Raw genomic sequence first — 22,332 nt, 5'->3', positions numbered from 1 at the left:
GTGAGCGCGTACCTCGGAGTGGACCTGGCGTGGGGACTCGGCACCGCGAGCCGCGCGCCCAACGAGACCGGACTGGTCGCGATGGAGCCCGATGGCACGATCACCGACGCCGGATGGGCCCGCGGGGTCGACGACGCCACGACCTGGATCAGGGACCACCTCGGACCGCGGTCGCTCATCGCCGTCGACGCCTCGCTCGTCGTGACGAACCCAACCGGCATCCGCGAATCCGAACGGCAGGTCGGGCAGCGCTACGGCCGGTGGAAGGTGGCGGCGAACCCGACGAACCAGGCCTCCGCGGCGAGCGCCGGCGCCAGCCTGCTCGACCGGCTCACCGCACTGGGCGTCGAGTACGTGTCCGACACGGCATCCATGCACGCCAGGACCGGGCCGGCGATGTTCGAGTGCTACCCGTACACGACCCTGGTCGGCGTGGAGGAGCTCGGGTACGACGTCGAGCGGCCCCGGTACAAGCGCCTGGACCTCAGGGTGCCGGCAGCCGAGGCCCGGGCACGCCGCGCCGAGGCGTTCGACGAGCTCGTCCGGCGCCTGCGCGAGACCCCGCTCGACCCGCCGTTGCAGCTCGACTCGCATCCGCTGACTGCGGGGCTCGCCGACCCGTCGGTGCTGCACGGTCCGACGCACAAGCACCGCGAGGACCTGCTCGACGGTGCCCTGTGCGCCTGGACGGCGGCGTTCTGGGAGCGGCACGGCGACCAGCGCGTGCAGATCCTGGGAGGCGATGTGGGCCTCCCGTCCGACCCGGTGGACGAGGCGGGCCGCCGGCCGGTCGTGGTGGCGCCCGCGCGCCCGTCGCAGCGGGGCACGCGCGGCTAGGGTTGACCGGTGAGCACGACGAGCGAACCCCTGCACATCGGGCTGGTGTCGCTGCACACCTCCCCCGGAGACGAACCCGGCTCGGGCGAGGTCGGCGGCATGAACGTCGTCGTCCGGCACCAGGCCGAGGCGCTGGCCGATCGTGGCCACCACGTCGACATCATCACGCGGCGTTCGGCGCCGACGCAGCCGGACTCGGTGTCGCTCGTGCCGGGTGTGTGCCTGCGGTTCCTGTCGGCGGGTCCGGCGGAGCCGGTGCCGAAGGGCGAGCACGACGCGTTCATCGAGCCGTTCCGCCACGAGCTCGAGCAGCTCGGGCCGTTCGACGTCCTGCACTCGCACCACTGGTTCTCCGGTGCCGCTGCCCTGCCGGTCGCCCGTCAGCGTGGCATCCCCCACGTGCAGTCGTTCCACTCGATCGCCGCCGACCCCGAGACGCCGTTGTCCGAGGGTGAGCGGCCCGAGTCCGCCGGGCGCATCACGGGCGAGCAGCAGCTGGCGCGTGAGTCCGATGCGGTGGTCGTGGTGTCCGAAGCCGAGGCATCGACGGTCCGGACGCGGCTCGGCGGTGCCGACGCGCGCATCTGGATCGTGCCGCCCGGGGTCGACGGGTCGGTCTTCCGTCCGGCGGCCGCCGGTGCGCGCCGGGCTGCCACGCCCTACGTCGTCGCGGCGGCTCGCGTGCAGCCGTTGAAGGGACTCGACCTGGCCATCGAGGCGATCGCGGGCATCAGCCAGGAGGCCCGTCCCACCTTGGTCATCGCCGGGGACGCCTCGAGCGAGGCGGGTGACTACGTGGACGAACTGCGTCGGCTCGCCGCCGCGCGTGGCATCGCCGACCGCGTCACCTTCATCGGGCCGCAGTCGCGTGCCGACCTGGCGTTCCTGTTCCGTGGCGCGGCAGCCGTGCTGGTGCCGTCGCACTCCGAGACGTACGGCCTCGTGGCGCTGGAGGGCTCGGCGTCCGGGGTGCCGGTCGTGGCCGCGGCTGCCGGGGGCCTGCGTGAGGCCGTGGTCGACGGTGAGACGGGTGTCGTGCTCGAGTCCCGTGAGCCGTCGGTGTGGGCTGCCGAGATCGAGCGGATCCTGACGGATTCCGGGTACGCGGCCGCGCTGTCCTCGGCCGGGCGGGAGCACGCGGAGCGTCTGAGCTGGGAGCGGTCGGCTTCGGGGCTCGAGGACGTGTACCGCCGGGTGCTCGGTCGCTCGTGAGCCACTTCGACGCGACGGTCTTCTGGGCAGCGCTCGACGCCGTGCCGGTGGAGGCGGACGCCGAGGCGCTCTACGACCTCGGTTCGGCCGAGGGGCGGTTGCGGCGGTCGAACCTGCAGCGGTACCTGGAGCAGTTCGGGCCGGCGGCGGACACCCTGCTCGTGGCCGAGGCGCCCGGGTGGCGGGGCATGACGAACACGGGCATCCCGTTCACGAGCATGCGCGAGCTCGGGACGGACCGGTTCGGCGACGACTACCTGGTGCCGCCGGAGCCGACCGCTCCGTGGGAGGCCTCATCGCGCGTGGTGCAGGCGGCACTGTCCGACTGGGCCGGGCCGCTCCCCGTGGCGTGGGCGATCTTCCCGCACCACCCGTTCGTCGCCCCGGACCGGTTGACGAACCGCACACCCCGTCCGGCCGAGGTGCGGTCGGGAGCACCCGTCGCCCTCGCACTGCTCGATGCCCTCGGTGGCGTCGACCGGGTCCGGGTCGTCGCGGTGGGGCGGAAGGCCCAGGGTGCGCTCGCGTTGGCCGGCATCGAGGCGATCGCCGTCCGGCACCCTGCGCAGGGTGGCGCGAAGCAGTTCACCGAGCAGCTGCGAGCGTTGGACCGCTCGCTGTAGTTCACTGCGCCGGTCCCTCCGTCAGGCTGAGCGGACCTCGACGCCCTTCGCGGCCAGGGCTTCGGCGACGTGGGCGGGCAGCGGCGCAGCTGCGTACACGGTGCGGAGTGCCGGCAGGTCGAGGACGTCGTCCCAGTTCTGCGGGTCGAAGCGGTCGTCGGAGCCCTCCCACCCGGGGTGCACGTCCTGGAGCACCTCGAGCTCGGTGTCGACGGTGATCTCCGTGACGAGGGACAGGTGCGACGGCAGGAGTTCCAGGTCGTCGTAGTACTCACGAGCCCGGTCGTCCTGGCCGTCGACGTCGAGGTCCTCGTCCGTCTCGTCGGCCGTTTCCGGGTCGTAGGGGTCGAGGACGTCGAGGTCGTAGCAGAGGACGTCGAGCACCAGCAGCTTCGCGTTGAAGTCGGCGAACTCGACGGGCTCTTCGGTGGTGTTCGACTCGTGGTCCATGGCCCGGAGAGTATCCGTCGCCGAGCGACCGTGTTGCGATCGCGAGAAACCTTCCTGTGGGACTAGACAGCAAGGCGTCTCGCGCGCAAGGGTGACGCATGGCCACCACCAAGACGGACCGACCACAGCAGGAGCAGCCCGAGCTCCGCAGGGTCATCGGTCCCAAGCTCCTGCTGCTGTTCATCGTCGGCGACATCCTGGGAACGGGTGTCTACGCGCTCACCGGTCAGGTCGCGGCAGAGGTCGGAGGAGCAGCGTGGCTCCCCTTCCTCATCGCCTTCGCGGTCGCCCTGCTGACGGCGTTCTCGTACCTGGAACTCGTCACGAAGTACCCGCAGACCGCGGGCGCTGCGCTCTACGTGCACAAGGCGTTCGGCGTCCACTTCATCACCTTCATCGTGACCTTCATCGTGATGTGTTCCGGCATCACCTCGGCGTCGACGGCGTCGCGGGCGTTCGCCGCCAACCTCGGCGTCGGGTTCGGCCTCGAGTTGCCGAACGCCGTCGTGATGCTCATCGCCATGGGCTTCATGCTCGCGGTGATGGCGATCAACTTCCGCGGCGTCAGTGAGAGCGTGAAGACGAACGTGGTCCTCACCCTGGTCGAGCTGTCCGGTCTCGTCATGGTGATCCTGATCGGCTTCTGGGCGATCGCAGGCGGCAACGCGGACTTCTCGCGGGTGGTGATGTTCGAGACCCCGGAGGACAAGACCCTGCTCATGTCGATCTCCACGGCGACGTCGCTGGCGTTCTTCGCGATGGTCGGCTTCGAGGACTCGGTGAACATGGCCGAGGAGACCAAGGACCCCTCGCGCATCTTCCCGAAGGTGATGCTCACCGGCCTCGGCATCACGGCCGTGATCTACACGCTCGTGTCGATCTGCGCCGTCGCCGTCGTGCCGATCGGTGAGCTCGCCGGCAACGAGACCCCGCTCGTGACCGTCGTGCAGACCGCCGCCCCGGACTTCCCGATCGCCGACCTGCTGCCGTTCATCTCGATGTTCGCCGTGGCCAACACCGCCCTGATCAACATGATGATGGCGTCGCGACTGCTCTACGGCATGAGCAAGCAGGGCGTGCTGCCGGGCTTCCTGGCCCGCATCTCCCCCGCCCGTCGCACCCCGTCGAACGCGATCGTCTTCACCACCGCGATCTCCCTGCTGCTCATCGGCTGGGTCTCGCTCGACCCGGACTCCCCGATCGTGGTGGTCCTCGGTGGCACGACCTCGCTCCTGCTGCTCACCGTGTTCGCCGTCGTGAACCTGACGGTGCTCGTACTCCGCCGCGACAAGGTCGACCACAAGCACTTCCGAGCCGGCGTGATCATCCCCGTCATCGGCATCATCACGTGTCTGTGGCTCGTGCTGCCGTTCTCGTCCGGCCGTGACCCGCAGCAGTACCAGATCGCCGGTGCACTGCTGGCCCTGGGTGTGCTGTTGTGGATCCTGACCTGGTTCACGCACGGTCGCAAGCAGCCCGAGAAGGCCCCGACCGGACTCGTCACCGAACCGACGAAGGTGCAGCACCCGCCGCACGACCACCGCGACGTCTGATGGACGCGACCGCCGTCATCTGGACGATCGTCATCGCCGCCATCGCGCTCATCTCCCTTTCCGCCGGCGGATGGGGTCGGAGCAGGTCGCACCGACGCCGACGCTGACGTCGCGGCTGACGGTCCTGGTTCACGAACCCCGTGTTCGGTGCACCAGGACCGTCAGTGCGTCACGGCGGCCCCCGATCGGGCGGGTGCGGTTCCCAGGCGGCGCCCGTACGCTCGTCGTGCTCCGCCTGCCCCACCCCGTCCGTCGAGAGGTCCCGTCATGCGCCGTGTCGGCATCACGCTCGCGTCGGTGTTCGGCGCCGGCATCGTGGTCGTCGGTATCGGGGTCGTGGTGCTCATCGTGATCGCAGTCAACTCGATCGCCGGCATCGCGAAGTCCAGCGCCGCCGACGCCACCCCCACGTGCCCGAAGGTCGCCTCCAAGACCGTCGGCGGCATGGTCGTCCCCGCCGGCCCCATCGCGGGCTTCTGCCAGGACCGCCTGGTGAACGCCGCGTCCGTGATCCAGGCCGCGAAGGCAGTCGGCATCGGGCCGCACACCCAGGCCGTCGGGGTCATGACGGCGATCGGCGAGTCGAGCCTGGTGAACCTGGACCACGGCGACGCCGCGGGGCCGGACAGCCGCGGACTGTTCCAGCAGCGCGACAACGGCGCCTGGGGCACGTACGAGCAGCGGATGGACCCGTACACGGCGGCGTCGATGTTCTACGCGAAGCTCGTCAAGGTCCCCGGTTGGAAGACGATGACGCCGACGCAGATGGCGCACGCAGTACAGATCAACTCGGACCCCGAGCACTACGCGAAGTCCTGGCCCGCGGCGAAGGCCGTCGTCGAGGGGCTGACGGGCGAGACCGTGCCGGACACCGCCCCGCAGGGCTGACCGGTCACGCGACCGCCGGGCCCGCCGGTCACGCGACGTCCTGGTCCTGGTCGTGCTCGTCGAGTTCGACCATCGCGGCACCGCCGTCGTGGACGATGACCTGCGCCCGCAGCCGGATCGCGTGCTCGTCGAGGGCGCAGGCGCACGCGTCGACCCACTCCCAGTCGACCGGGTGCACGCGGTCGACACCGGGCCGCTCCCACGCGAGGACGACGTCGACCGCACCGAGCTGTCCGACGATCTCGGAGATCAACGACGCGAAGTCACTGACGTGCTCGTCGGGCTGGTAGGGCAGGTCCGCGATGGGCAGCAGGAACGGGATCGACATCCCGAGCTCGTCGAGGAACACCACCCAGCACTGCCGGCGCACCGGGCGGTCGACCAGGGCGGCGACGAGTTGGACGACGTCGTCGTCGGTACGGACAGGGGTTCGGATGAGGCGGTCGAGGGTGTCGGTGTCAGGCATGACTCCAGCGTCGCGAACCCGGCCCGCCCACCGACGGCCGCCGTGTGCATCTGTGGACAACCTCGCCGCCGCAGCCACCTGTGGAGGACGACTTGAGGCCGCGAGCCGTCCGACTTCGGCGATCGCGACGCCCCCGCGGTCGTCGCGGTGCACGGGTTCGACCAGCGCGAGAACGACGCTGGACGGGCCTCCAGTCCGAACCCGACCGGCTCGGCGAGGTTCCACGACCTGCCGCACGCTGATCGCCGAGGTTCCAGACGTCGACGAACAGGGCGCCGACATGCCGAGATTTCGGAACCTCGGGACGGCAGCGCCCCTTAGATGCCGTGCGTCACCGAGCTCTCGATGAGCAGCAGCGCCGCGAAGAACACCGCGACGACGGCGGCCATCCCGACGAGCACGACCGGCCACGCCAGCCGACGCCGCACCAGCCGCAGGATGCACACCACGATCGAGGCGACCAGCACCAGCGCGATCAGGATCGGCCCGACCGTCACGACCGAGTCACCGAGCCCCACGTTGCAGGTGTTCCCCGGGGCAGCGCACGACACGAACGCCAACGACATGAGCTTGATGCCCCACCCCGCTGCCAACGCTTCGAGCGTGAGCACCACGAGCAGGGCGATGGAGGCGACCATGTCCGCGACGCGGCGGCGCCCTGCCAGGGGGTGACGGGCCTCCCGTCCGAACCGTGCCGGAGCCGACCCGAGCGGATCGAGACGCGCCCCCGCAACCGACTCCGGACCCGACCGAGGCGCCGAACCGGCGTCGGCCGGACCGGACGACCGGGCGGGCGCGTCCATCAGGACCGCCGGCCGCGCGTGGACCAGAGGGCCGCGGCGATGAGCAGCGGCTGCCCGAAGAGGCGCGCGACGCGCTTCTCGTCGGTGTCCAGGCCGAACGCGTCGCGGCGGTTGACCCACTGCGACAGGTTGCCGGGGAAGATCACCGTGAAGAACAGCGCAGCGACGGAGCCGACGAAGCGCCGGGCCGGCTTCGGCGCGAGCACGAGCGCCGAACCGAGGGTGATCTCGGCGACACCCGAGGCCAGCACGGTGGCGTCCTCGGAGAGCGGCACGAACTCCGGAACCTGGGCCGTGAACTCCTTGCGCGCGAAGGTGAGGTGACTCGTGCCGGCGAACACGAGCGCCAGGCCGAGCAGGACGCGGAGGAAGGAACGCATGCCTCCATCGTGCCTGCTCCCGGGCGACGGTGCTCGCACGTGTACGGAACCCGACCGGCTCGGTACATTCAGACGTATGGGAGCACCCTCTCGGGACCACGAACCGCCAGCAGCCCCCGCGACCTTCGCCGTGCTGCTCGGCCCGGTCGCGTTCTACCTCGGCATCATCGTGCCGGCGCAGGGCACGGTCCGGCACGTCCTGCTCGGTGCGGCATTCGGCATCGTCTGCGTGCTGAGCGGCTGGCGCGCGATCGTCATCGCCGGTCGCCGTCGCCGGGCAGTGCAGGTCTGGGCGTGGATCGGCATCGTGATCGGCGCGGCCGGGCTGGCCATGATCGTCTGGCAGCTGCTCGTCATCGCGACCGCCGGCGCGTTCCCGCCCCCGTTCTGGTCGCCCTACGCGAACCGCTGACGCGGGTCACCAGCCGAGCGACGGCTCACCAGCCGAGCGTGCCGGGCGCGCCCTTGAACGGTCCGACGACGTCCGACGTGATCCAACCGCCGTAGAAGTCGCCGTCCTGCGACTGCACGACCTCGCCGCCGACCTCGCACGAGTCCATCGCCGACGGGTAGATCGCGACGCGGTCCCGGAGCGACTCGTAGCCGGGCTCGGGCGTCGGGTAGTTCCACGCAGCGCGGCTCGCGACGGTGCCGTCCCCGCCGACCACGTCGAAGTACCGCGCCCGGCCCTTGAACTCGCACATGCTCGACCCCTGGGCGGGGCGGAGGTCGAGGTCGGCCATCGGCAGGTAGTACACCGGCGGGTGCGAGGTCTCGAGGACCCGCACCGCGTCGGTGGTGTCGGCCACGACGGTGCCGCCGAACCGGACGACGACGCGGGCGGTGACGGGCTCGACGGCGGGCGGGCGGGGGTAGTCCCAGACCGATTCCTGTCCGGGGCCGGGTTCGATCCGTGTGGGATGGCGCATGGGCTCGTGTCTACGCCGTGCGGCTGCGGTCGGGCTGGCGGGCGGGTGGGCGGGCGGGCCCGAGTCTCGGCCGGGCTGCCCCGAGTCTCGGGGTGAGCGACACTTCACGGGCCCGGCGGCGCGAGGACTGTCGCTCAGCCCGAGTCTCGGCCCGCCGACCGGCCGCCCGGCCGCCCGCGCGCGGAGCCGCCGCAAGGTGCACCATGGGCGGGTGACGACGACGACACGCACGCTCTTCCGACGGAAGCCCATCGAGACGATCGATGACGACACCGGAGCCGAGGGTGGCCTGAAACGGCACCTCGGCCTCTGGCAGCTCACCGCGATCGGCATCGGCGGCATCATCGGCGCGGGGATCTTCACCCTCGCCGGCACCGTGGCGAACGGCGTCGCCGGTCCCGCGGTCCTCATCAGCTTCCTGGTCGCCGGCGTCGCGAGTGCCGCCGCAGCGTTGTCGTACGCCGAGTTCGCCGGCCTCATCCCGAAGGCCGGCAGCGCGTACACGTACGGCTACGCGGTCCTCGGCGAGATCGTCGGGTGGTTCATCGGGTGGGACCTGCTGCTCGAGTACACCGCGATCGTGGCGGTGGTCGCGATCGGCATCTCCGGCTACGTCGGGTTCCTGGTCGGCCAGTTCGGCATCGACCTGCCCGCGTGGATGCTCGGCGCACCCGGCACCGGCGACGGCCACGTGATCGACGTCTTCGCGATCATCCTGTGCCTGGTCACCGCGTTCGTGCTCACCCGCGGCATCCGCAGCGCCGCCCGGTTCGAGTTCGTCGCCGTCGGCATCAAGGTCGCACTCGTCGTGCTCATCGTCGTGCTCGGCGTGTTCCACATCAACAGCGCGAACTACTCCCCGTACTTCCCGTTCGGGTTCGGCGGTGTGATGACCGGTGCCGCGACGGTGTTCTTCGCGGTGTTCGGCTACGACGCCATGTCCACCGCGGCCGAGGAGTCCGTCGACGCCCGGAAGCACATGCCGAAGGCGATCCTGCTGTCCCTCGGCATCTCGATGGTCCTGTACGTGCTGGCGACCCTGGTGCTGACCGGGATGCAGAAGTACACCGACATCGACCCGGCCTCGGGCTTCTCGTCGGCGTTCGCGTCGGTCGGCCTCGGTGGTGTCGCGAACGTCATCGCGATCGGCGCCATCGTCGGCATCGTCACGGTGCTCGTCACGTTCATGCTCGGCGCCAGCCGCGTCTGGTTCTCGATGAGTCGTGACGGCCTGATGCCGAAGTGGTTCTCGAAGACCGACCCGAAGCGCCACGTCCCGACCCGCGTCACGTGGATCCTCGGCATCGCGTCGGCGATCCTGGCGGGCGTCCTGCCCATCGGCGTCGTCGCCGAACTCACGAACATCGGGATCCTGCTCGCGTTCGTGGTGGTCTGCTCCGCGGTGATCGTGCTCCGCTACCGCCAGCCCGACCTCGACCGTCAGTTCCGGCTGCCGTTCATGCCCGTCATCCCGATCATCGGCGTCATCGCGTCGCTGTGGCTCGTGACGTTCCTGCAGTGGGAGACGTGGGTGCGGTTCGCGGTCTGGTTCGCGATCGGCCTGGGCGTGTACTTCGGCTACTCCCGCAAGCACAGCAAGCTGGCGGCCGGCGAGCCGACCGACGCGACGAAGCCGTAGCGAGCGGGCGGGCGGGTTAGCGTCCGCTCCAGCGCACCCAGCCCTGCACCTGCGCCGCAGCGCTCTCGAGCGACGAGTGCGCCCCGTTGATCGAGTGGTCCGGCGAGTCCACCGTGAACTGGTCCGTCCGGGTGACGTCGCAGACGACCTCGGAGCCGAGCCACACGTTCCAGTGGTCTGCGGAGTCGTGCACCCACCGCAAGCGGTCCGGCATGAGCGTGTCCAATCGAGTGGAGAGCGACGAACAGTCGTCGCCCGTCCACGCAGACGGTAGCCCTGCTCGATGTGTGCCGTTCGGTTCGGCGGCTCCGCGCGTCGGTGGCACCTGGCACGATTGACCCGTGCCAGCAGCCCCGATGATCGACGCCGTCGACGTCATCCGTTTCGTCGGGCCGCAGACCTTCGGCCGCGCACGCGACGTCGTCCGCGCCGGCCTGGTCGACGATTCCGTCTGGAACGCCGACGACGGCACCGTCACGGCGACCGTCTCCGGCACCGCCGACGACCCGTACGAGTGCCGCATCGACATGACCGTGGCGCGCGGCGACTTCATCCGCCCGGTCCGCAGCACGTGCAGCTGCCCCCTCGGCGGCGACTGCAAGCACGTGGCCGCCGCACTGCTCACCATCAACGCGCGTGCCCTGGCCGCCAACGCCGGCCCGCGTCCGGAAGCGCCGGCTCCGCCGCCCTCGGACTGGAGGCACGACCTCGCCCGCCTCGCCGGTGACGACGAGCAGGCGGTCACCCCGCAGGGCACCCGGATGGGTCTGCAGTTCGAGTTGCGTGACGCGGTCCCCGCAGCCCTCGCGGCCCGCGCCCGGGCCGCCGGCCGAGCCCTGCCGGCGCCGTCTCGCACGGTCCGGCTCGGGGTCCGACCGGTGACCCGCAGCGACGCCGGCAACTGGGTGCGCGGGCAGCTCACCTGGGGCACGCTCCCCTACTCGCAGAACCGCCTGGGCCTCGGCGCCGAGCAGCACGGGTGGTTCATGCAGCTCGCGGCCCTGCACCGTGCCGGCCAGCTCGCGGGGTTGCCCGGCGAGAGCGACTGGCTGCACCTCGACGACTTCCGCAGCCCGCTGCTGTGGCCGTTGCTCCGGCAGGCGTCGGGGCTCGACATCGCCTTCGTCACCGGCAAGCGCGAGGGCGGAGTGGTCCTCGGCGAGCAGGCCCAGGTGCTGCTCGATGTCTCTCGGCCCGGTGTCGCCCGGCACGACGACGCCGTGGTGATCGGTGCGAGCGCGGTCCTCGACGGCCGCCCGGTGGTCCCCGGTGCCGCGCGGATGGTCGGCGACCACGGCGTGTACGTGTTCCGCGAGAGCCCGGAGTTCACGGTCGGGCTCGCACCGACCCCGGCGCCCGTGCCCGAGGACCAACGGCGCATGCTCCTCGAGGGCACCCGCATCACGGTGCCGACGGCCGAGGTCGACGAGTTCCTGGCCGACTGGTCGCCCCGGCTGCGCGGTGCCCTCGGGCTCGTCAGCTCCGACGGCTCGGTCGAGCTGCCCGAGCGCACCCCGCCCGAACTCGTGCTGACGGCGACGTTCGAGCCCGCCAGGGCACCCCGCACCGACGACCGGGTGCACCTGCACTGGCGCTGGCACGTCGACGGCCGCAAGGACCCGGTCTCGCTGCACGGCCCGCTCCCCGACCTGTCCGGGCTCCGCGCCGCGGACGATCCAGCCAGCACCGACGTTCCGGCCAGCACCGACGACCCAGCCGGCACCGAGGCGGCGACCGCCGACGCCGACGCGCCCGCGGCCCTGGAACCCGCCACGTCGACAGCGCGAGCCCACGACGCGACCGCGGGCGAGCCTCCCGTCCGCCCTGCCGGACCCGGTGGCGGACTGGACTGGTTCCAGGACGGCACCATCGACGGGGCCGACGTCGCGGTGTTCGCGAACGAGTTCCTGCCCGAGCTGCCGGCGCTCGGCGTCCGCACGGTGGTGCAGGGTGAGCGCCTCGACTACGAGCGGCTGAGCGGGCGGCCGCACATCCGCGTCACGACGATGCCGTCGGACAAGCACGACTGGTTCGACCTCGGCATCATCGTGAGCGTGAACGGCAAGCAGATCCCGTTCACGCCCCTGCTCACCGCTCTGGCCGGCCGGCAGCGACGCCTCAAGCTCGTCGACAACTCGTACCTGTCGCTCGCCGACCCCGCGTTCGACCGACTCAAAGAACTCATCGACGAGGCCCGCGACCTCGACGAGTGGGCGCCCGACCAGCCGATCCAGGTGACGCCGCTGCAGGCCGGGCTGTGGACCGAGTTCGACCTGCTCGCCGACGAGACCTCGCACGACGAACGCTGGCAGGCGATCACCGCGGGGCTGACGGGTGCGACTCCCCCGGGTGACGTCCCGGTGCCGGAGACCGTGCACGCCGAACTGCGGCCGTACCAGCACGCCGGGTACGCGTGGCTGTCGTTCCTGGCGGCGCACGGCATCGGCGGGGTGCTCGCCGACGACATGGGCCTCGGCAAGACACTGCAGGTGCTCGCGATGGTCGCGGCCCGTCGTGCCGCCGAACCCGACGGGCCGCCGTTCCTCGTCGTCGCGCCGACCTCGGTCGTCGGCAACTGGGTGGCCGAGGCGGCGAAGTTCACGCCGTCACTGCGGGTGGCGGCCGTCACCTCGACGTCGCTGAAGGACCCCGGACTCGTCGCCCGCACGGCTTCGCAGGCCGACGTCGTCGTCACCTCGTACGCGCTGCTCCGGCTCGACTCGCAGGCGTGGACCGACCTGCCGTGGTCGGCGCTCGTGCTCGACGAGGCGCAGTTCGTGAAGAACCCGCAGTCGCAGACCCACCGGGTGGCGTCCGAGCTGCAGGCACCCGTGAAGTTCGCGATCACCGGCACCCCGCTCGAGAACGGGCTGACCGACCTGTGGGCGCTGTTCCACATCGTCGCGCCCGGGCTGCTGTCCACCTGGACCCGGTTCGGCGACGACTACGTGAAGCCCCTTGCCTCCCCCGAACTCCGGGGCGAAGCGCGCCAGCAGCTCACCGCGAAGCTCCGGCGGCGGATCCGGCCGCTCATGCTCCGCCGGACGAAGCAGGCCGTCGCCGCCGACCTGCCGCCGAAGCAGGAACAGGTCGTCCGCGTCACGCTCGACCCCGCGCACCGCGAGCTGTACGAGCGCACGCTCAACCGCGAGCGACTGAAGGTCCTCGACCTGATCGACGACCTGTCGAAGAACCGGATGATCGTGTTCCGGTCGCTGACGCTGCTGCGGATGCTCGCGCTGTCGCCAGCGTTGGTCTCGAACGGGTCGGACTCGCCCCTGTCGCCGTCGACGCCGATCCCGTCCGCCAAGCTCGACCTGCTGCTCGACGAGCTCGAGCAGCTCGCCGCCGAGGGCCGACGCGCCCTGGTGTTCAGCCAGTTCACGTCGTTCCTGCGGATGGTGTCCGATGCCCTCGACGAACGGGGCGTCGGCTACGAGTACCTCGACGGCTCGACCCGCAAGCGCCCCGAGGTCATCGAGCGCTTCCGGCAGGGCGCCGCGCCCGCGTTCCTCATCTCGCTGAAGGCCGGCGGCTTCGGACTCACCCTGACCGAGGCCGACACCGTGTTCGTGCTCGACCCGTGGTGGAACCCCGCCGCCGAGTCGCAGGCCGTCGACCGGACCCACCGCATCGGGCAGACCCGGTCGGTGAGCGTGCAGCGCTTCATCGCCGAGGACACCATCGAGGAGAAGGTCCTGGCCCTCGCCGCGCGCAAGGCCGAGCTGTTCGCCACGATGATCGACGATGACGCCCTGTTCGCCGACGACCTGACGGCCGACGACATCCGCTCGTTGCTCGCCTGACGCGCGGGAGCGGTCAGGCGAGCGCGTCGATCGCCGTGACCTCGTCCGCCGCGAGCTCGATGCGGGCACCGGCGGCGTTCGACCGGATGCGCTCCGGGTTCGACGACTTCGGGATGACGACGAAGCCGTGCGCGACGTGCCACGCGACGATGACCTGGGCGCTGTCGGCGTCGTGCGCGGTGGCGATGTCGAGCAGCGTCGGGTCCTGCAGGTTGCTCGCCTTGAAGGGGCTGTAGCCCTCGAGCACGACCCCGCGCTCGGCCAACCCGTCAGCGATGGTCTTGTCGTACTCGACCGGGCTCCACTTGATCTGGTTCACGGCCGGGGTGGTGCCGGTCGCGGTGACGAGCTCGTCGATCTGGTCGAGCGAGTAGTTGCTCACACCCACGGCTCGGGTCAGTCCGTCGGCCTGTGCCTGGACGACCTGCTCCCACACGTCCGGGCGGGCCTCGCCGTTCGGCGGCCAGTGCACGAGCCAGAGGTCCAGGTGGTCGAGGCCGAGCTGGTCGAGGCTCTCCTCGATCGTCTCGCGCACGCGGTCGGCGTTGTCCGGCGGCAACTTCGTCGTCACGAACACGTCGTCGCGGGCGAGGCCGGACTCGGCCAGGGCCTTGCCGACGCCGCGCTGGTTGCTGTAGCCGGTGGCGGTGTCGATGTGGCGGTACCCGGCCGCCAGTGCTTCGCCGACGGCGGCGGGGGCCTCGCCGTCGGGGATCTGCCAGGTGCCGAAGCCCAGGAGCGGCATCGACCCACCGGTGACGGACACGGACGGATTCGCGTAATCGGTCATGCGGACCTGTCTACGCCGTGGTTGCGCATCGGTTCAGAGTGTGGCGGTCCACGGCCATGTCCGAGGTCTCCGCCATGATCGTCGAGGCCACCCCGGCCGGCCCCACCGCACCACAGCACCACCGCACCGCTGCACCGCCGCCCCACCAGGAGTTCCACGCACCCATGACGTCCCGCCGACGCCGCCGTACCCGCATCAGCCTCACCTCCGTCCTCGTCGTCCTGGCCCTCGCGGTCGGGGGCTACGCGCTCGACGCCACCGGCGTCCTCGGACCGGACGCCGACGCGGCTGCCGGGCCCACGGCGGTCGCCACGGCCACGGTCGGCACCGAGAGCGACGCACCGGAGCCGAGCCGGGCCTCCAGTCCGACAGATTCGACGGATCCGACGGACCCGACCGTCAGCACGTCGACCGACACCGACGCTGCGGACGCCCGCGCGCTCCTCGCCACGCTGCCCGTCAAGGGCAAGGCCGCCGGCACCGGCTACGACCGCACCGGCGAGTTCGGCAGCGCGTGGATCGACGTCGACCACAACGGCTGCGACACCCGGAACGACGTGCTCGCGCGCGACCTCAGCGGCATCGTGCGCCAGGGGCCGTGCAAGGTGGTGACCGGCACGCTCGTCTCGCCGTACACCGGCGCGACGATCGACTTCGTGCGCGGCAACACGACCTCGACCCTCGTGCAGATCGACCACGTCGTCGCGCTCGAGAACGCCTGGCGCACCGGTGCCCAGCAGCTCAGCCAATCGGAGCGTGAGGCCCTGGCGAACGACCCGTCGAACCTGTTCGCCGTCGACGGCCGGTCGAACTCGCAGAAGCGCTCGGGCGACGCCGCGACCTGGCTGCCCGCGAACAAGGCCTTCCGCTGCACCTACATCGAGCACCAGGTGTCCGTGAAGGCCGAGTACCGCCTGTGGGTCGCGCCGGCCGAGCGCGATGCGATGGAGCGGGTGCTCGGCGCCTGCTGACGTCGGGCGGTCTGCCGCCGCTGAGTGTCGACCTGGAGGCCCGGCGCACCTCCGCCCCGCGTGGCAGGCTGCGGACATGGCTGAGCAACTCACGGTCCCGCAGGCGTTCGCGCTCCTCCAGGTCGAGCCCGACGGCCGGAAGTCCCTCGACGGGCAGACGCTGGACACCGGTCTCGCGGGAGCGGTCCTCGCCGACCTCGCGCTCCGCGGTGCCGTCTCGCTGCAGAACGGCCTGGTCACCGTCGTCGACGGCGCCGCCACGGGCGACCCGGTGCTGGACGGTGTCGTCGGCTCGATCGCGGCGTCCGGCGCACCCCGCAAGGCCAAGTGGTGGGTGAGCCGGCTCGGGAAGCAGCGGCTCCGCGACGACGTCTTCGCCGGACTCGTCGAGCAAGGGATCATCAGGGTCGAGCAGGGCAAGGTGCTCGGGCTCTTCCCCACGACGAAGCACCCCGAGCGCGACGGAGCTCCGGAGGCACTGCTGCGATCCGGCATCGCGGACGTCCTGGCTCGGCGGGCGACCCCGACACCGTTCTCCGCTGCGGTCATCGGGCTGCTCGACGCGACGAACACGCTCCGCAAGCAGTTCGGCGCGGTCGACAAGGGACTGGTGAAGGAGATCACCTCGGGCACCTGGGCGAGCCCTGCGGTGAAGGCCGTGCTCGAGGAGATCCAGGCCGCGGCGATGATCGTCATCATGGCGGCGACCACCGCGACGACGACCACGGTCATCACGAGCTGACGTCGCCAGCACACCCTGCAAAACGACAGGTGTAGCCTAAAGGGAATTCATCGCCGAAGACCTCAGGAGGCCTCCCCATGCCCGAAACCAGCACCAGCACGTCCCGCTTCGCCGACCGCGTCGTCCTCATCACCGGCGGCGGCTCCGGCCTCGGACGTGCAACCGCCGTCCGCCTGGCCGCCGAGGGCGCTGCGCTCTCCCTCGTCGACGTCTCCGAGCAGGGACTCGAGGCCTCGAAGGCCGCCGTGCTCGAGGCCACCCCCGACGCCCAGGTCCTGACCACCGTTGCCGACGTGTCCGACGAGGCACAGGTCGACGCCTACGTCGCAGCCACCGCCGAGCGCTTCGGCCGCATCGACGGCTTCTTCAACAACGCCGGCATCGAGGGCAAGCAGAACCCCACCGAGTCGTTCACCGCCGCCGAGTTCGACAAGGTCGTGTCGATCAACCTGCGCGGCGTGTTCCTCGGACTCGAGAAGGTGCTCAAGGTCATGCGCGAGCAGGGCTCCGGCATGGTCGTGAACACCGCGAGTGTCGGCGGCATCCGCGGCATCGGCAACCAGTCCGGGTACGCCGCCGCCAAGCACGGTGTCGTCGGCCTGACCCGCAACTCGGCGGTGGAGTACGGCCGCTACGGCATCCGCATCAACGCCATCGCCCCCGGCGCCATCTGGACGCCGATGGTCGAGAACTCGATGAAGCAGCTCGACGCGGAGAACCCCCGCAAGGCCGCCGAGGAGTTCATCCAGGTCAACCCGACGAAGCGCTACGGCGAAGCCCCCGAGATCGCCGCGGTCGTCGCGTTCCTGCTGTCCGACGACGCGTCCTACGTCAACGCGACGGTCGTCCCGATCGACGGCGGGCAGTCGGCCGCGTACTGAGCCGCACCGGTCCGACGCCCGGCGCACCTCCTCGTGCGCCGGGTGACGACCTGGAGGCCCGGCTCGGCCCCGCCGTGTCCGTCCAGCGTGACAGCATGGTCGGCGTGAGCAACGACGAGACGAACGGATCCGCCTTCGGCCGAGGCGTCGACAAGGCCCCGCCCACCGCGGCCGCCGAACTCCGCCGCCGGATGGCAGCCTCGCCGGCGGGCTTCCTGCGCAGCGCGGCGTGGGTGCCGTGGAAGCCATCGGGTACACCGGAGGCCGGCAGCGTCGCCCACGTCATGATCCGTGACAAGCCGTTCGTGCCCGTCTTCACCGACCCCGCCGAACTCTCCGCTGGCCTGCCCGAGGCCGAGGGGCGTCCGGTTCCGATGTCCGAGCTCGTGACCGCCCTGCCCGAGGAGTTCGGCATCGTGGTCGACCCGACGAGTGCCGAGGCGGCGAACTTCCTGCACGCCGACGTCCTCGCCCAGATGCGGGTCCAGATGCAGGGTGGCGTCCCGACGGCCGACGACTGAGGCCCCTTCCGAGCGAGTGCGGGGGCAGGTGCCGGCGGCACGCCGTCGCCACTCGACGAACGCTAGAATAGGCATACCAATCAAGCGCCGGGAACCCGTGATCGTACCGGCCCGCAGGGTTCAGCCGTGGCCAGCCCGTCAACCCAGTTCTGGGGATCGCTCACCTCCGCGTCGACCGCCAGGATGGGTTCGTCGTACTGAACGGACGGGGGAACGACGATGCCGTTGGGCGGGCCTGGACCACGAGATTGGTCCCCTCCGGAGTACTCGTCAGGGCCCTCGCGAAGTGGTGCGCGCAGGCTGCCGACACTCCACGCACCATCGCCGCTGCTGAACGCGACGCCACGCAGGCGCACGAGGCCCTGGGCCTTCGCGACGCTCTCCGTGCTGCTCGGTGCCGGCAGCGTGGTCGTCGCGCTCGTCGAGCCGCAACAGTCGGGGATCCAGACAGGGTTCATCGTGTCGACCATCGGCATCTCGGCGATCGTGTTCGGCGTGCAGGCCGTCAAGACCGCACGATGGCGATCGGCTGCTTCGCGAGCGTTCGGTCGCGGAGGGGCGATCCTCGGCAGCGTCGGGACGGCGCTCATGGCGTACGCGGTCATCGGGTCGGCATTGGCCGGTTCCGGCGTCCACCTGCCGGCGCTCTCGCTCCCCCTCGACAGCCGGAGCGCCTCCATCGACGCGGCGGCGGTTCCGCAACGGTCGGCACCCGCCGCACCGGCGGAGACCGCAGCGCCAGCAGTAGCACCAGCACCAGCACCAGCACCAGCGGCGACGACTGCCGACACCGAGCGGTCGGCCGTCGTGCAGAGCGCCGGAACGCTCGCCTTCGTCATGAAGCAGTCGTTCGGGACCGGTCCGTTCCCACCGTCGCTGTCGGTCGGGATGAGCACGCCGGAGCGGATCCTGCTGCCTGACGGCACCGGGCTCGCTGCCGTTCCGGACGGCGCCCGCGTGCTCTACTCGGTCGCACCGGACGGCTCCGCGTGGTCCGTCACGATCATCGGCGCCGAGTTCGGTGCCGTCGCCACCTACAGCTCCACGGTCGGCACGGTCGAATCGGGCTGACGCACGCCGGTCACTGCCGGGGCTGGACGAGCTCGATGAAGCGGGACAGCAGCGACAGGCCGGCGATCGAGGGCGGGAGCCCCGTGGTCAGCGCCGGCGAGTGCACGAGGTACGCCGCCCACTTCGCCCGCGAGATCGCCACGTTCAGCCGATTCGGCATGAGCAGGAAGTCCAGCCCGCGCGGGATGTCGGCTGCACTCGACGCTGCCAGGGACACGATCGACACGACGGCCTCGCGGCCCTGGAACAGGTCGACCGTGCCGACCTGGGTACCGGTGAAGCCTGCACGGTCGAGCTCCTGACGGATCAGGGCACCCTGCACGTTGTACGGGGCGACGACGATGACGTCCTCGTCGGTCAGGGCGCGAGCGTCCGAGCCGTCGGTCCAGGTCCGCCCGACGACATCGCCGACGAGGGCCACCACACGGGCGGCTTCCTCTGGTGACGAGGTCGTGTTGCCCGCGTGCACGACCGGCTCGGTGTGCACGCCCGCGTCGATGCCGTCGAGGTGCCGACCGGACACCATCGACGCGAGCTGCCCGTCGTAGGACAGCGCCGAGACGGACTCGGTGAGCGCCGGCTCCATCCGACGGGTGCGGGCCAGGAAGTAGCCGAACTCCGGCGGCAGGACGTGCTCGCCGTCCGCCAGCCAGCCGAGCGCGGACTCGTCGACGGGCTCCGGGTGCGAGCCCTGCGAGACCTGCGGGAGCTGCTGCGGGTCCCCCAGCAGCAGGAGTCGGGTCGCGGCGATCGAGGACGCGATGGTCGGCGCGAGCGAGAACTGCCCGGCCTCGTCGACGACGAGCAGGTCGAGGGAGCGGCGCTCGATCGTCGACGCGTTCGCGAACGTCCACGCGGTCCCGCCGACGACGCCGCCGGTGCCGGAGGCCTCGCACGACGACAGGAACGCGGCGACGGCAGCACCGTTCTTCACGGGCGTCCACGCGGCGGCGTCGAGTTCGTCCTCGGTCGCACCGGACTTCGGCACCTTCACGACGCGGTCCGCGGGCACGCCGGCGTTCACGACCGAGGAGAGGAAGTTCTCCGAGGTCGCGTGGGACTGCCCGACGACGCCGACGCGCCAGCCGTACTCGCGGACGAGCCGTGCGACGACGTTCGACCCGACGTAGGTCTTGCCCGTGCCGGGAGGCCCCTGGATCGCCAGGTACGAGTGGTCGAGGCCGCGCAGCGTCGCCACCACGGCGGACACCGTGTCGTCGCCCTGCACGGGAACGATCGCTCCGCGTGGCGGCACCCGGCGCAGCAGGTCGAAGGCCGGGTCCGACACCATCGAGGGCAGCTCGTCGAGGACCTGCTGTCCCCACTCGGCGATCGCCTCGGGCTGCGGCTTCGCTCGGGGCGGTGCCGACGGCGCGAGCGCGACCGGGAACTCGTGGTGCGGTTCCGCCCCGACGGGCAGCCCCTCCTTCACGAGCACCTCGACGGCGTCGCCGTTGTCCCACACGTCCACGATCACGGCGCGGGATGACGCGCCCTTCGACCCGGGGCCCGGAGACACGACCGAAGGCGGAAGCGGGTCGTCGTAGACGAGGTGGGGCGTGCCTCCCGGCCGGAGCCGCGAACCGGGCGCGAGCGTCCCCGACAACCGGAGATCCCGCGACTGCGAGCGGGCACGCGGTAGCGTGTCCCAGTCCCGCTCGACGGACGCACGCTCCACGACGAGCACGTCGCGGGTGTCGGCCCAGTCGTCGACCGGGTTGCGCAGGCGGTCGAAGTGGTCCTGCCAGAAGGTCTTCGCCTCGCGCCGGTGGTAGTCGATCGCGGCTGCGGCGAGCGCCAGCGCGGTCTCGTCGGGCGTGCGGTCGAGGGCGTCGACACCCTCGAGGTGCGACGCGAGCGCGACGTACACCGGGTTCGGTTCGCGCTCGACGGGGATCGGCGGGATCTCGAGTTCGAGTGCCGGATCGGCTGCGTCCGGGTCGTCGGTGCGCAGCGACCGGAGCCAGTCGCGCAGGCGCAGGGTCGAGCGGCAGTCGTAGGCGTTGTAGTCGGCGACCTCGTCGAGCATGTGCTGGCCGGCGGCGGGGTCCCCGTTGCGGAGTTCCTCGATCGCGTCGACGTAGGCGGTGATGCTGTCGGCCGCGTTCGTGACGTCGCTCTCGCGCAGGTCGTCGCCCATGTACAGCGGCTCGAGCTTCTTGATCGAGTAACTGTGGCTGCCGACGACCAGGGCCTTGCGGACGATCGGGTACAGGTCGACCAGGACGCCAGCGCGCAGCAGGTCGTCGACGGCCTCTTCACCGACCCCGTGCCGGGCGGCGAGCGACAGCAGGTGCGTCCGCTCGTAGGCGGCGTAGTGGTAGATGTGCATGCCCGGGTACTGCTGCCGACGAGCCTCGATGAACGCGAGGAACTGCTCCAGCGCAACTCGCTCGTCGCGGATCGTGTGCGCCCAGAACGCGGTGAACTCCGCGCGGTCGTCGACCAAGCCGAACAGGTAGTCGAGGCCCCAGTGCACGCCGTCCTCGGTGTGCAGCGGGTCGCCTTCGAAGTCGAAGAACACGTCGCCGGCGTCGGGGGCCGGGATCGCATCGAGCGCGCGGGCATCGAGGACCTCGAAGCGCGGCTTCGCGGGCTGGTCCGGCCCGTCGGCGCCGTTCCGTCGGGCGGTCTCCGTCTCGATCTGGAGGCTCGCCTGGCGCACCAGCCGATCCTGCGTCGCGCGGGACAAGCCCGGCACTGCCCGGGTGCGGACCGCCAGGTCGTCGATCGTCCGCACCTCGTGCTGGATGAGCTTCGCCCGCTGCTCCAGGCGCATGCCGGCGACGAGGACGAGGTCGCGGTGCTCGGCCACCTGGGTCGAGCAGACGGCACACCGCCCGCAGCTGGAGTACCGCGGGTCGCCCCACTGCAGTTCGGCGTCGGCGGCGATCCGCTCGGCGATGACCCGCTGCAGCTCGGCGCGCTGCGTGCGGTACACCGGCGCGATGTCGGCGAGGTCGTGCGTGGTCGTCGTCCGGTCGCCGAGCACCAGGTGCACCTGCGCCCCGGTGGGGATGTCGTGTGCCTGCATCTGCTCCGCGTAGGCGGCGAGCTGCAACAGGGCGCTGATCTTGGCGTGCCGGGCGAGCTTGGTGTCGTAGACCTCGTACTCGCCCTGGTCGTTGCGGATGATGAAGTCCGCGAAGCCGATGAAGCCCGGGCTGCCCGTCGTGGGCGCCGCGTGGAACGTCGGCTGGTACAGGACGTCGGCGCCGTCGGCGAAGGCCTGTCGCGCTTCGGCTGCGGCGCGTGCGTAGTCCGGCGGGGAGGGGCGGTCGAACTCGACGACGTCGCGGGTCTGCTTGAGGATGTCCAAGTAGTCGAGCTCGTGCTGGTCCCCCAGCCGGGCGGTGCGCTCGAGCATGTCGTCATGCGCCTCGGGCAGGGGTTCGCCCCGACCGAGCTTGACGTCGAGCCGGCGCAGGAACGCCCACTCGCAGGCCGACCACGTGCTGAGGTCACTCGGGCTGAGCAGCACGTGCCCGTCGACGCCGATCTGCATGCGTTTCCCCTTGTTCTCTGGTGCGTTGAAAGCCTAGGGGCGAGCGCCGACACGGAACGAGAACGGGTCGGACTCCTTGTCAGGAGTCCGACCCGTTTCGCTGTGTACTCGAGCTACCAGCAGATGTAGAGGCTGATCGAGGAGAGCAAGATGTGGCTGCCGTCCTCGGGAGTGTCGGCCTCGACGGCCTGCAGATCGTGGGTGTTCATGATCGGTCATCCTTTCGTCGTTGATCGAACACTGCGAACGTACACACGTAGTGTTT

At 71.0% G+C, this 22,332-nt stretch carries 21 protein-coding genes and 1 pseudogene; 13 read left to right on the top strand and 9 right to left on the bottom strand.

Features of this window, described 5'->3' with window-relative positions:
* From EDF53_RS04200 to EDF53_RS04190, 3 genes are read left to right on the top strand one after another with little or no spacing between them, the layout of a single operon-like run.
* On the top strand, nt 1–837 hold the full coding sequence (locus EDF53_RS04200) for a DUF429 domain-containing protein (protein ID WP_123292416.1): 837 nt from the start codon (nt 1–3) through the stop codon (nt 835–837).
* A 9-nt stretch (nt 838–846) separates the two neighbouring features.
* Complete coding sequence (locus EDF53_RS04195; RefSeq protein WP_123292415.1) at nt 847–2,049, top strand: glycosyltransferase; 1,203 nt, start codon at nt 847–849, stop codon at nt 2,047–2,049.
* On the top strand, nt 2,046–2,672 hold the full coding sequence (locus tag EDF53_RS04190) for a uracil-DNA glycosylase (protein ID WP_123292414.1): 627 nt from the start codon (nt 2,046–2,048) through the stop codon (nt 2,670–2,672). Before EDF53_RS04195 ends, EDF53_RS04190 begins: the two co-directional genes overlap by 4 nt.
* A 21-nt stretch (nt 2,673–2,693) precedes the next feature.
* On the opposite strand, the gene EDF53_RS04185 is transcribed toward EDF53_RS04190, so the two are convergent.
* Nucleotides 2,694–3,122: a DUF6892 domain-containing protein gene (locus tag EDF53_RS04185; protein WP_123292413.1), complete on the bottom strand. Its 429-nt coding sequence runs from the start codon at nt 3,120–3,122 to the stop codon at nt 2,694–2,696.
* Nucleotides 3,123–3,220: 98 nt separating this feature from the next.
* On the opposite strand from EDF53_RS04185, the gene EDF53_RS04180 reads away from it, so the two are divergent.
* Together EDF53_RS04180 and EDF53_RS04175 are read left to right on the top strand one after the other, a co-directional pair.
* Nucleotides 3,221–4,675: an APC family permease gene (locus EDF53_RS04180; RefSeq protein ID WP_123292412.1), complete on the top strand. Its 1,455-nt coding sequence runs from the start codon at nt 3,221–3,223 to the stop codon at nt 4,673–4,675.
* Between the two features lie 267 nt (nt 4,676–4,942).
* Nucleotides 4,943–5,563, top strand: coding sequence for a hypothetical protein (locus EDF53_RS04175; protein WP_123292411.1), 621 nt, complete (start codon nt 4,943–4,945; stop codon nt 5,561–5,563).
* A 28-nt stretch (nt 5,564–5,591) separates the two neighbouring features.
* On the opposite strand, the gene EDF53_RS04170 is transcribed toward EDF53_RS04175, so the two are convergent.
* The 3 genes and pseudogenes from EDF53_RS04170 to EDF53_RS19605 all read right to left on the bottom strand — a co-directional run bounded on the left by EDF53_RS04170 (nt 5,592) and on the right by EDF53_RS19605 (nt 7,212).
* The gene (locus EDF53_RS04170; RefSeq protein ID WP_123292410.1) at nt 5,592–6,029 is read right to left on the bottom strand and encodes a hypothetical protein; all 438 of its coding nucleotides are present in this window, start codon (nt 6,027–6,029) and stop codon (nt 5,592–5,594) included.
* A gap of 317 nt (nt 6,030–6,346) precedes the next feature.
* A pseudogene (locus tag EDF53_RS19525) lies at nt 6,347–6,865 on the bottom strand (DUF6264 family protein); the annotation flags it as partial.
* On the bottom strand, nt 6,832–7,212 hold the full coding sequence (locus EDF53_RS19605) for a hypothetical protein (RefSeq protein ID WP_123292408.1): 381 nt from the start codon (nt 7,210–7,212) through the stop codon (nt 6,832–6,834). The pseudogene EDF53_RS19525 and the gene EDF53_RS19605, both read right to left, overlap by 34 nt.
* A 76-nt stretch (nt 7,213–7,288) precedes the next feature.
* Between EDF53_RS19605 and EDF53_RS04155 the strand changes: the two genes are divergently transcribed.
* A complete protein-coding gene (locus EDF53_RS04155) occupies nt 7,289–7,624 on the top strand; it encodes a hypothetical protein (RefSeq protein WP_148058269.1) in 336 nt (111 codons plus the stop codon).
* A 25-nt stretch (nt 7,625–7,649) separates the two neighbouring features.
* Here the strand turns inward: EDF53_RS04155 and EDF53_RS04150 are convergent, their stop codons facing one another.
* Nucleotides 7,650–8,141: a DUF427 domain-containing protein gene (locus tag EDF53_RS04150; protein ID WP_123292406.1), complete on the bottom strand. Its 492-nt coding sequence runs from the start codon at nt 8,139–8,141 to the stop codon at nt 7,650–7,652.
* A gap of 211 nt (nt 8,142–8,352) precedes the next feature.
* Here EDF53_RS04150 and EDF53_RS04145 point away from each other — a divergent pair, with 211 nt between their 5' ends.
* Nucleotides 8,353–9,780 carry an amino acid permease gene (locus EDF53_RS04145; protein WP_123292405.1) on the top strand — a complete coding sequence of 476 codons (1,428 nt, stop codon included), beginning with the start codon at nt 8,353–8,355 and terminating at the stop codon, nt 9,778–9,780.
* Nucleotides 9,781–9,796: 16 nt separating this feature from the next.
* On the opposite strand, the gene EDF53_RS04140 is transcribed toward EDF53_RS04145, so the two are convergent.
* Entirely contained in the window at nt 9,797–9,994 is a 198-nt protein-coding gene (locus EDF53_RS04140; RefSeq protein WP_123292404.1) for a hypothetical protein, read from the bottom strand.
* Nucleotides 9,995–10,121: 127 nt separating this feature from the next.
* Here EDF53_RS04140 and EDF53_RS04135 point away from each other — a divergent pair, with 127 nt between their 5' ends.
* Nucleotides 10,122–13,586, top strand: a complete 3,465-nt coding sequence (locus EDF53_RS04135) for a DEAD/DEAH box helicase (protein ID WP_148058268.1) — start codon at nt 10,122–10,124, stop codon at nt 13,584–13,586.
* Nucleotides 13,587–13,599: 13 nt separating this feature from the next.
* Here EDF53_RS04135 and EDF53_RS04130 read toward each other — a convergent pair whose 3' ends face one another.
* Nucleotides 13,600–14,376, bottom strand: a complete 777-nt coding sequence (locus EDF53_RS04130) for an aldo/keto reductase (protein WP_123292402.1) — start codon at nt 14,374–14,376, stop codon at nt 13,600–13,602.
* Between the two features lie 56 nt (nt 14,377–14,432).
* Between EDF53_RS04130 and EDF53_RS04125 the strand changes: the two genes are divergently transcribed.
* The 4 genes from EDF53_RS04125 to EDF53_RS04110 all read left to right on the top strand — a co-directional run bounded on the left by EDF53_RS04125 (nt 14,433) and on the right by EDF53_RS04110 (nt 17,491).
* Nucleotides 14,433–15,347 carry an HNH endonuclease family protein gene (locus EDF53_RS04125; protein ID WP_123292401.1) on the top strand — a complete coding sequence of 305 codons (915 nt, stop codon included), beginning with the start codon at nt 14,433–14,435 and terminating at the stop codon, nt 15,345–15,347.
* 76 nt (nt 15,348–15,423) lie between these two features.
* Nucleotides 15,424–16,089 (top strand): GPP34 family phosphoprotein, encoded by a 666-nt coding sequence (locus tag EDF53_RS04120; RefSeq protein ID WP_185020940.1) that lies wholly within the window; start codon nt 15,424–15,426, stop codon nt 16,087–16,089.
* Between the two features lie 77 nt (nt 16,090–16,166).
* Nucleotides 16,167–16,970: an SDR family oxidoreductase gene (locus EDF53_RS04115; protein ID WP_123292399.1), complete on the top strand. Its 804-nt coding sequence runs from the start codon at nt 16,167–16,169 to the stop codon at nt 16,968–16,970.
* 104 nt (nt 16,971–17,074) lie between these two features.
* Complete coding sequence (locus tag EDF53_RS04110; protein ID WP_185020939.1) at nt 17,075–17,491, top strand: SseB family protein; 417 nt, start codon at nt 17,075–17,077, stop codon at nt 17,489–17,491.
* Between the two features lie 80 nt (nt 17,492–17,571).
* Here the strand turns inward: EDF53_RS04110 and EDF53_RS18930 are convergent, their stop codons facing one another.
* Entirely contained in the window at nt 17,572–17,967 is a 396-nt protein-coding gene (locus EDF53_RS18930; protein WP_148058266.1) for a hypothetical protein, read from the bottom strand.
* Here EDF53_RS18930 and EDF53_RS04105 point away from each other — a divergent pair.
* Nucleotides 17,951–18,562, top strand: a complete 612-nt coding sequence (locus EDF53_RS04105; protein ID WP_148058265.1) for a hypothetical protein — start codon at nt 17,951–17,953, stop codon at nt 18,560–18,562. The two genes, EDF53_RS18930 and EDF53_RS04105, sit on opposite strands and share 17 nt — an antisense overlap.
* A 10-nt stretch (nt 18,563–18,572) precedes the next feature.
* Here EDF53_RS04105 and EDF53_RS04100 read toward each other — a convergent pair whose 3' ends face one another.
* Nucleotides 18,573–22,067, bottom strand: a complete 3,495-nt coding sequence (locus tag EDF53_RS04100; protein WP_123292396.1) for a TM0106 family RecB-like putative nuclease — start codon at nt 22,065–22,067, stop codon at nt 18,573–18,575.
* Nucleotides 22,068–22,332: the final 265 nt, after the last annotated feature.

It is taken from the genome of Curtobacterium sp. PhB78, from assembly GCF_003751685.1.
In the GTDB taxonomy this organism is placed as follows: Bacteria; Actinomycetota; Actinomycetes; order Actinomycetales; family Microbacteriaceae; genus Curtobacterium.
This window is presented reverse-complemented; position numbering and strand designations above follow the sequence as displayed.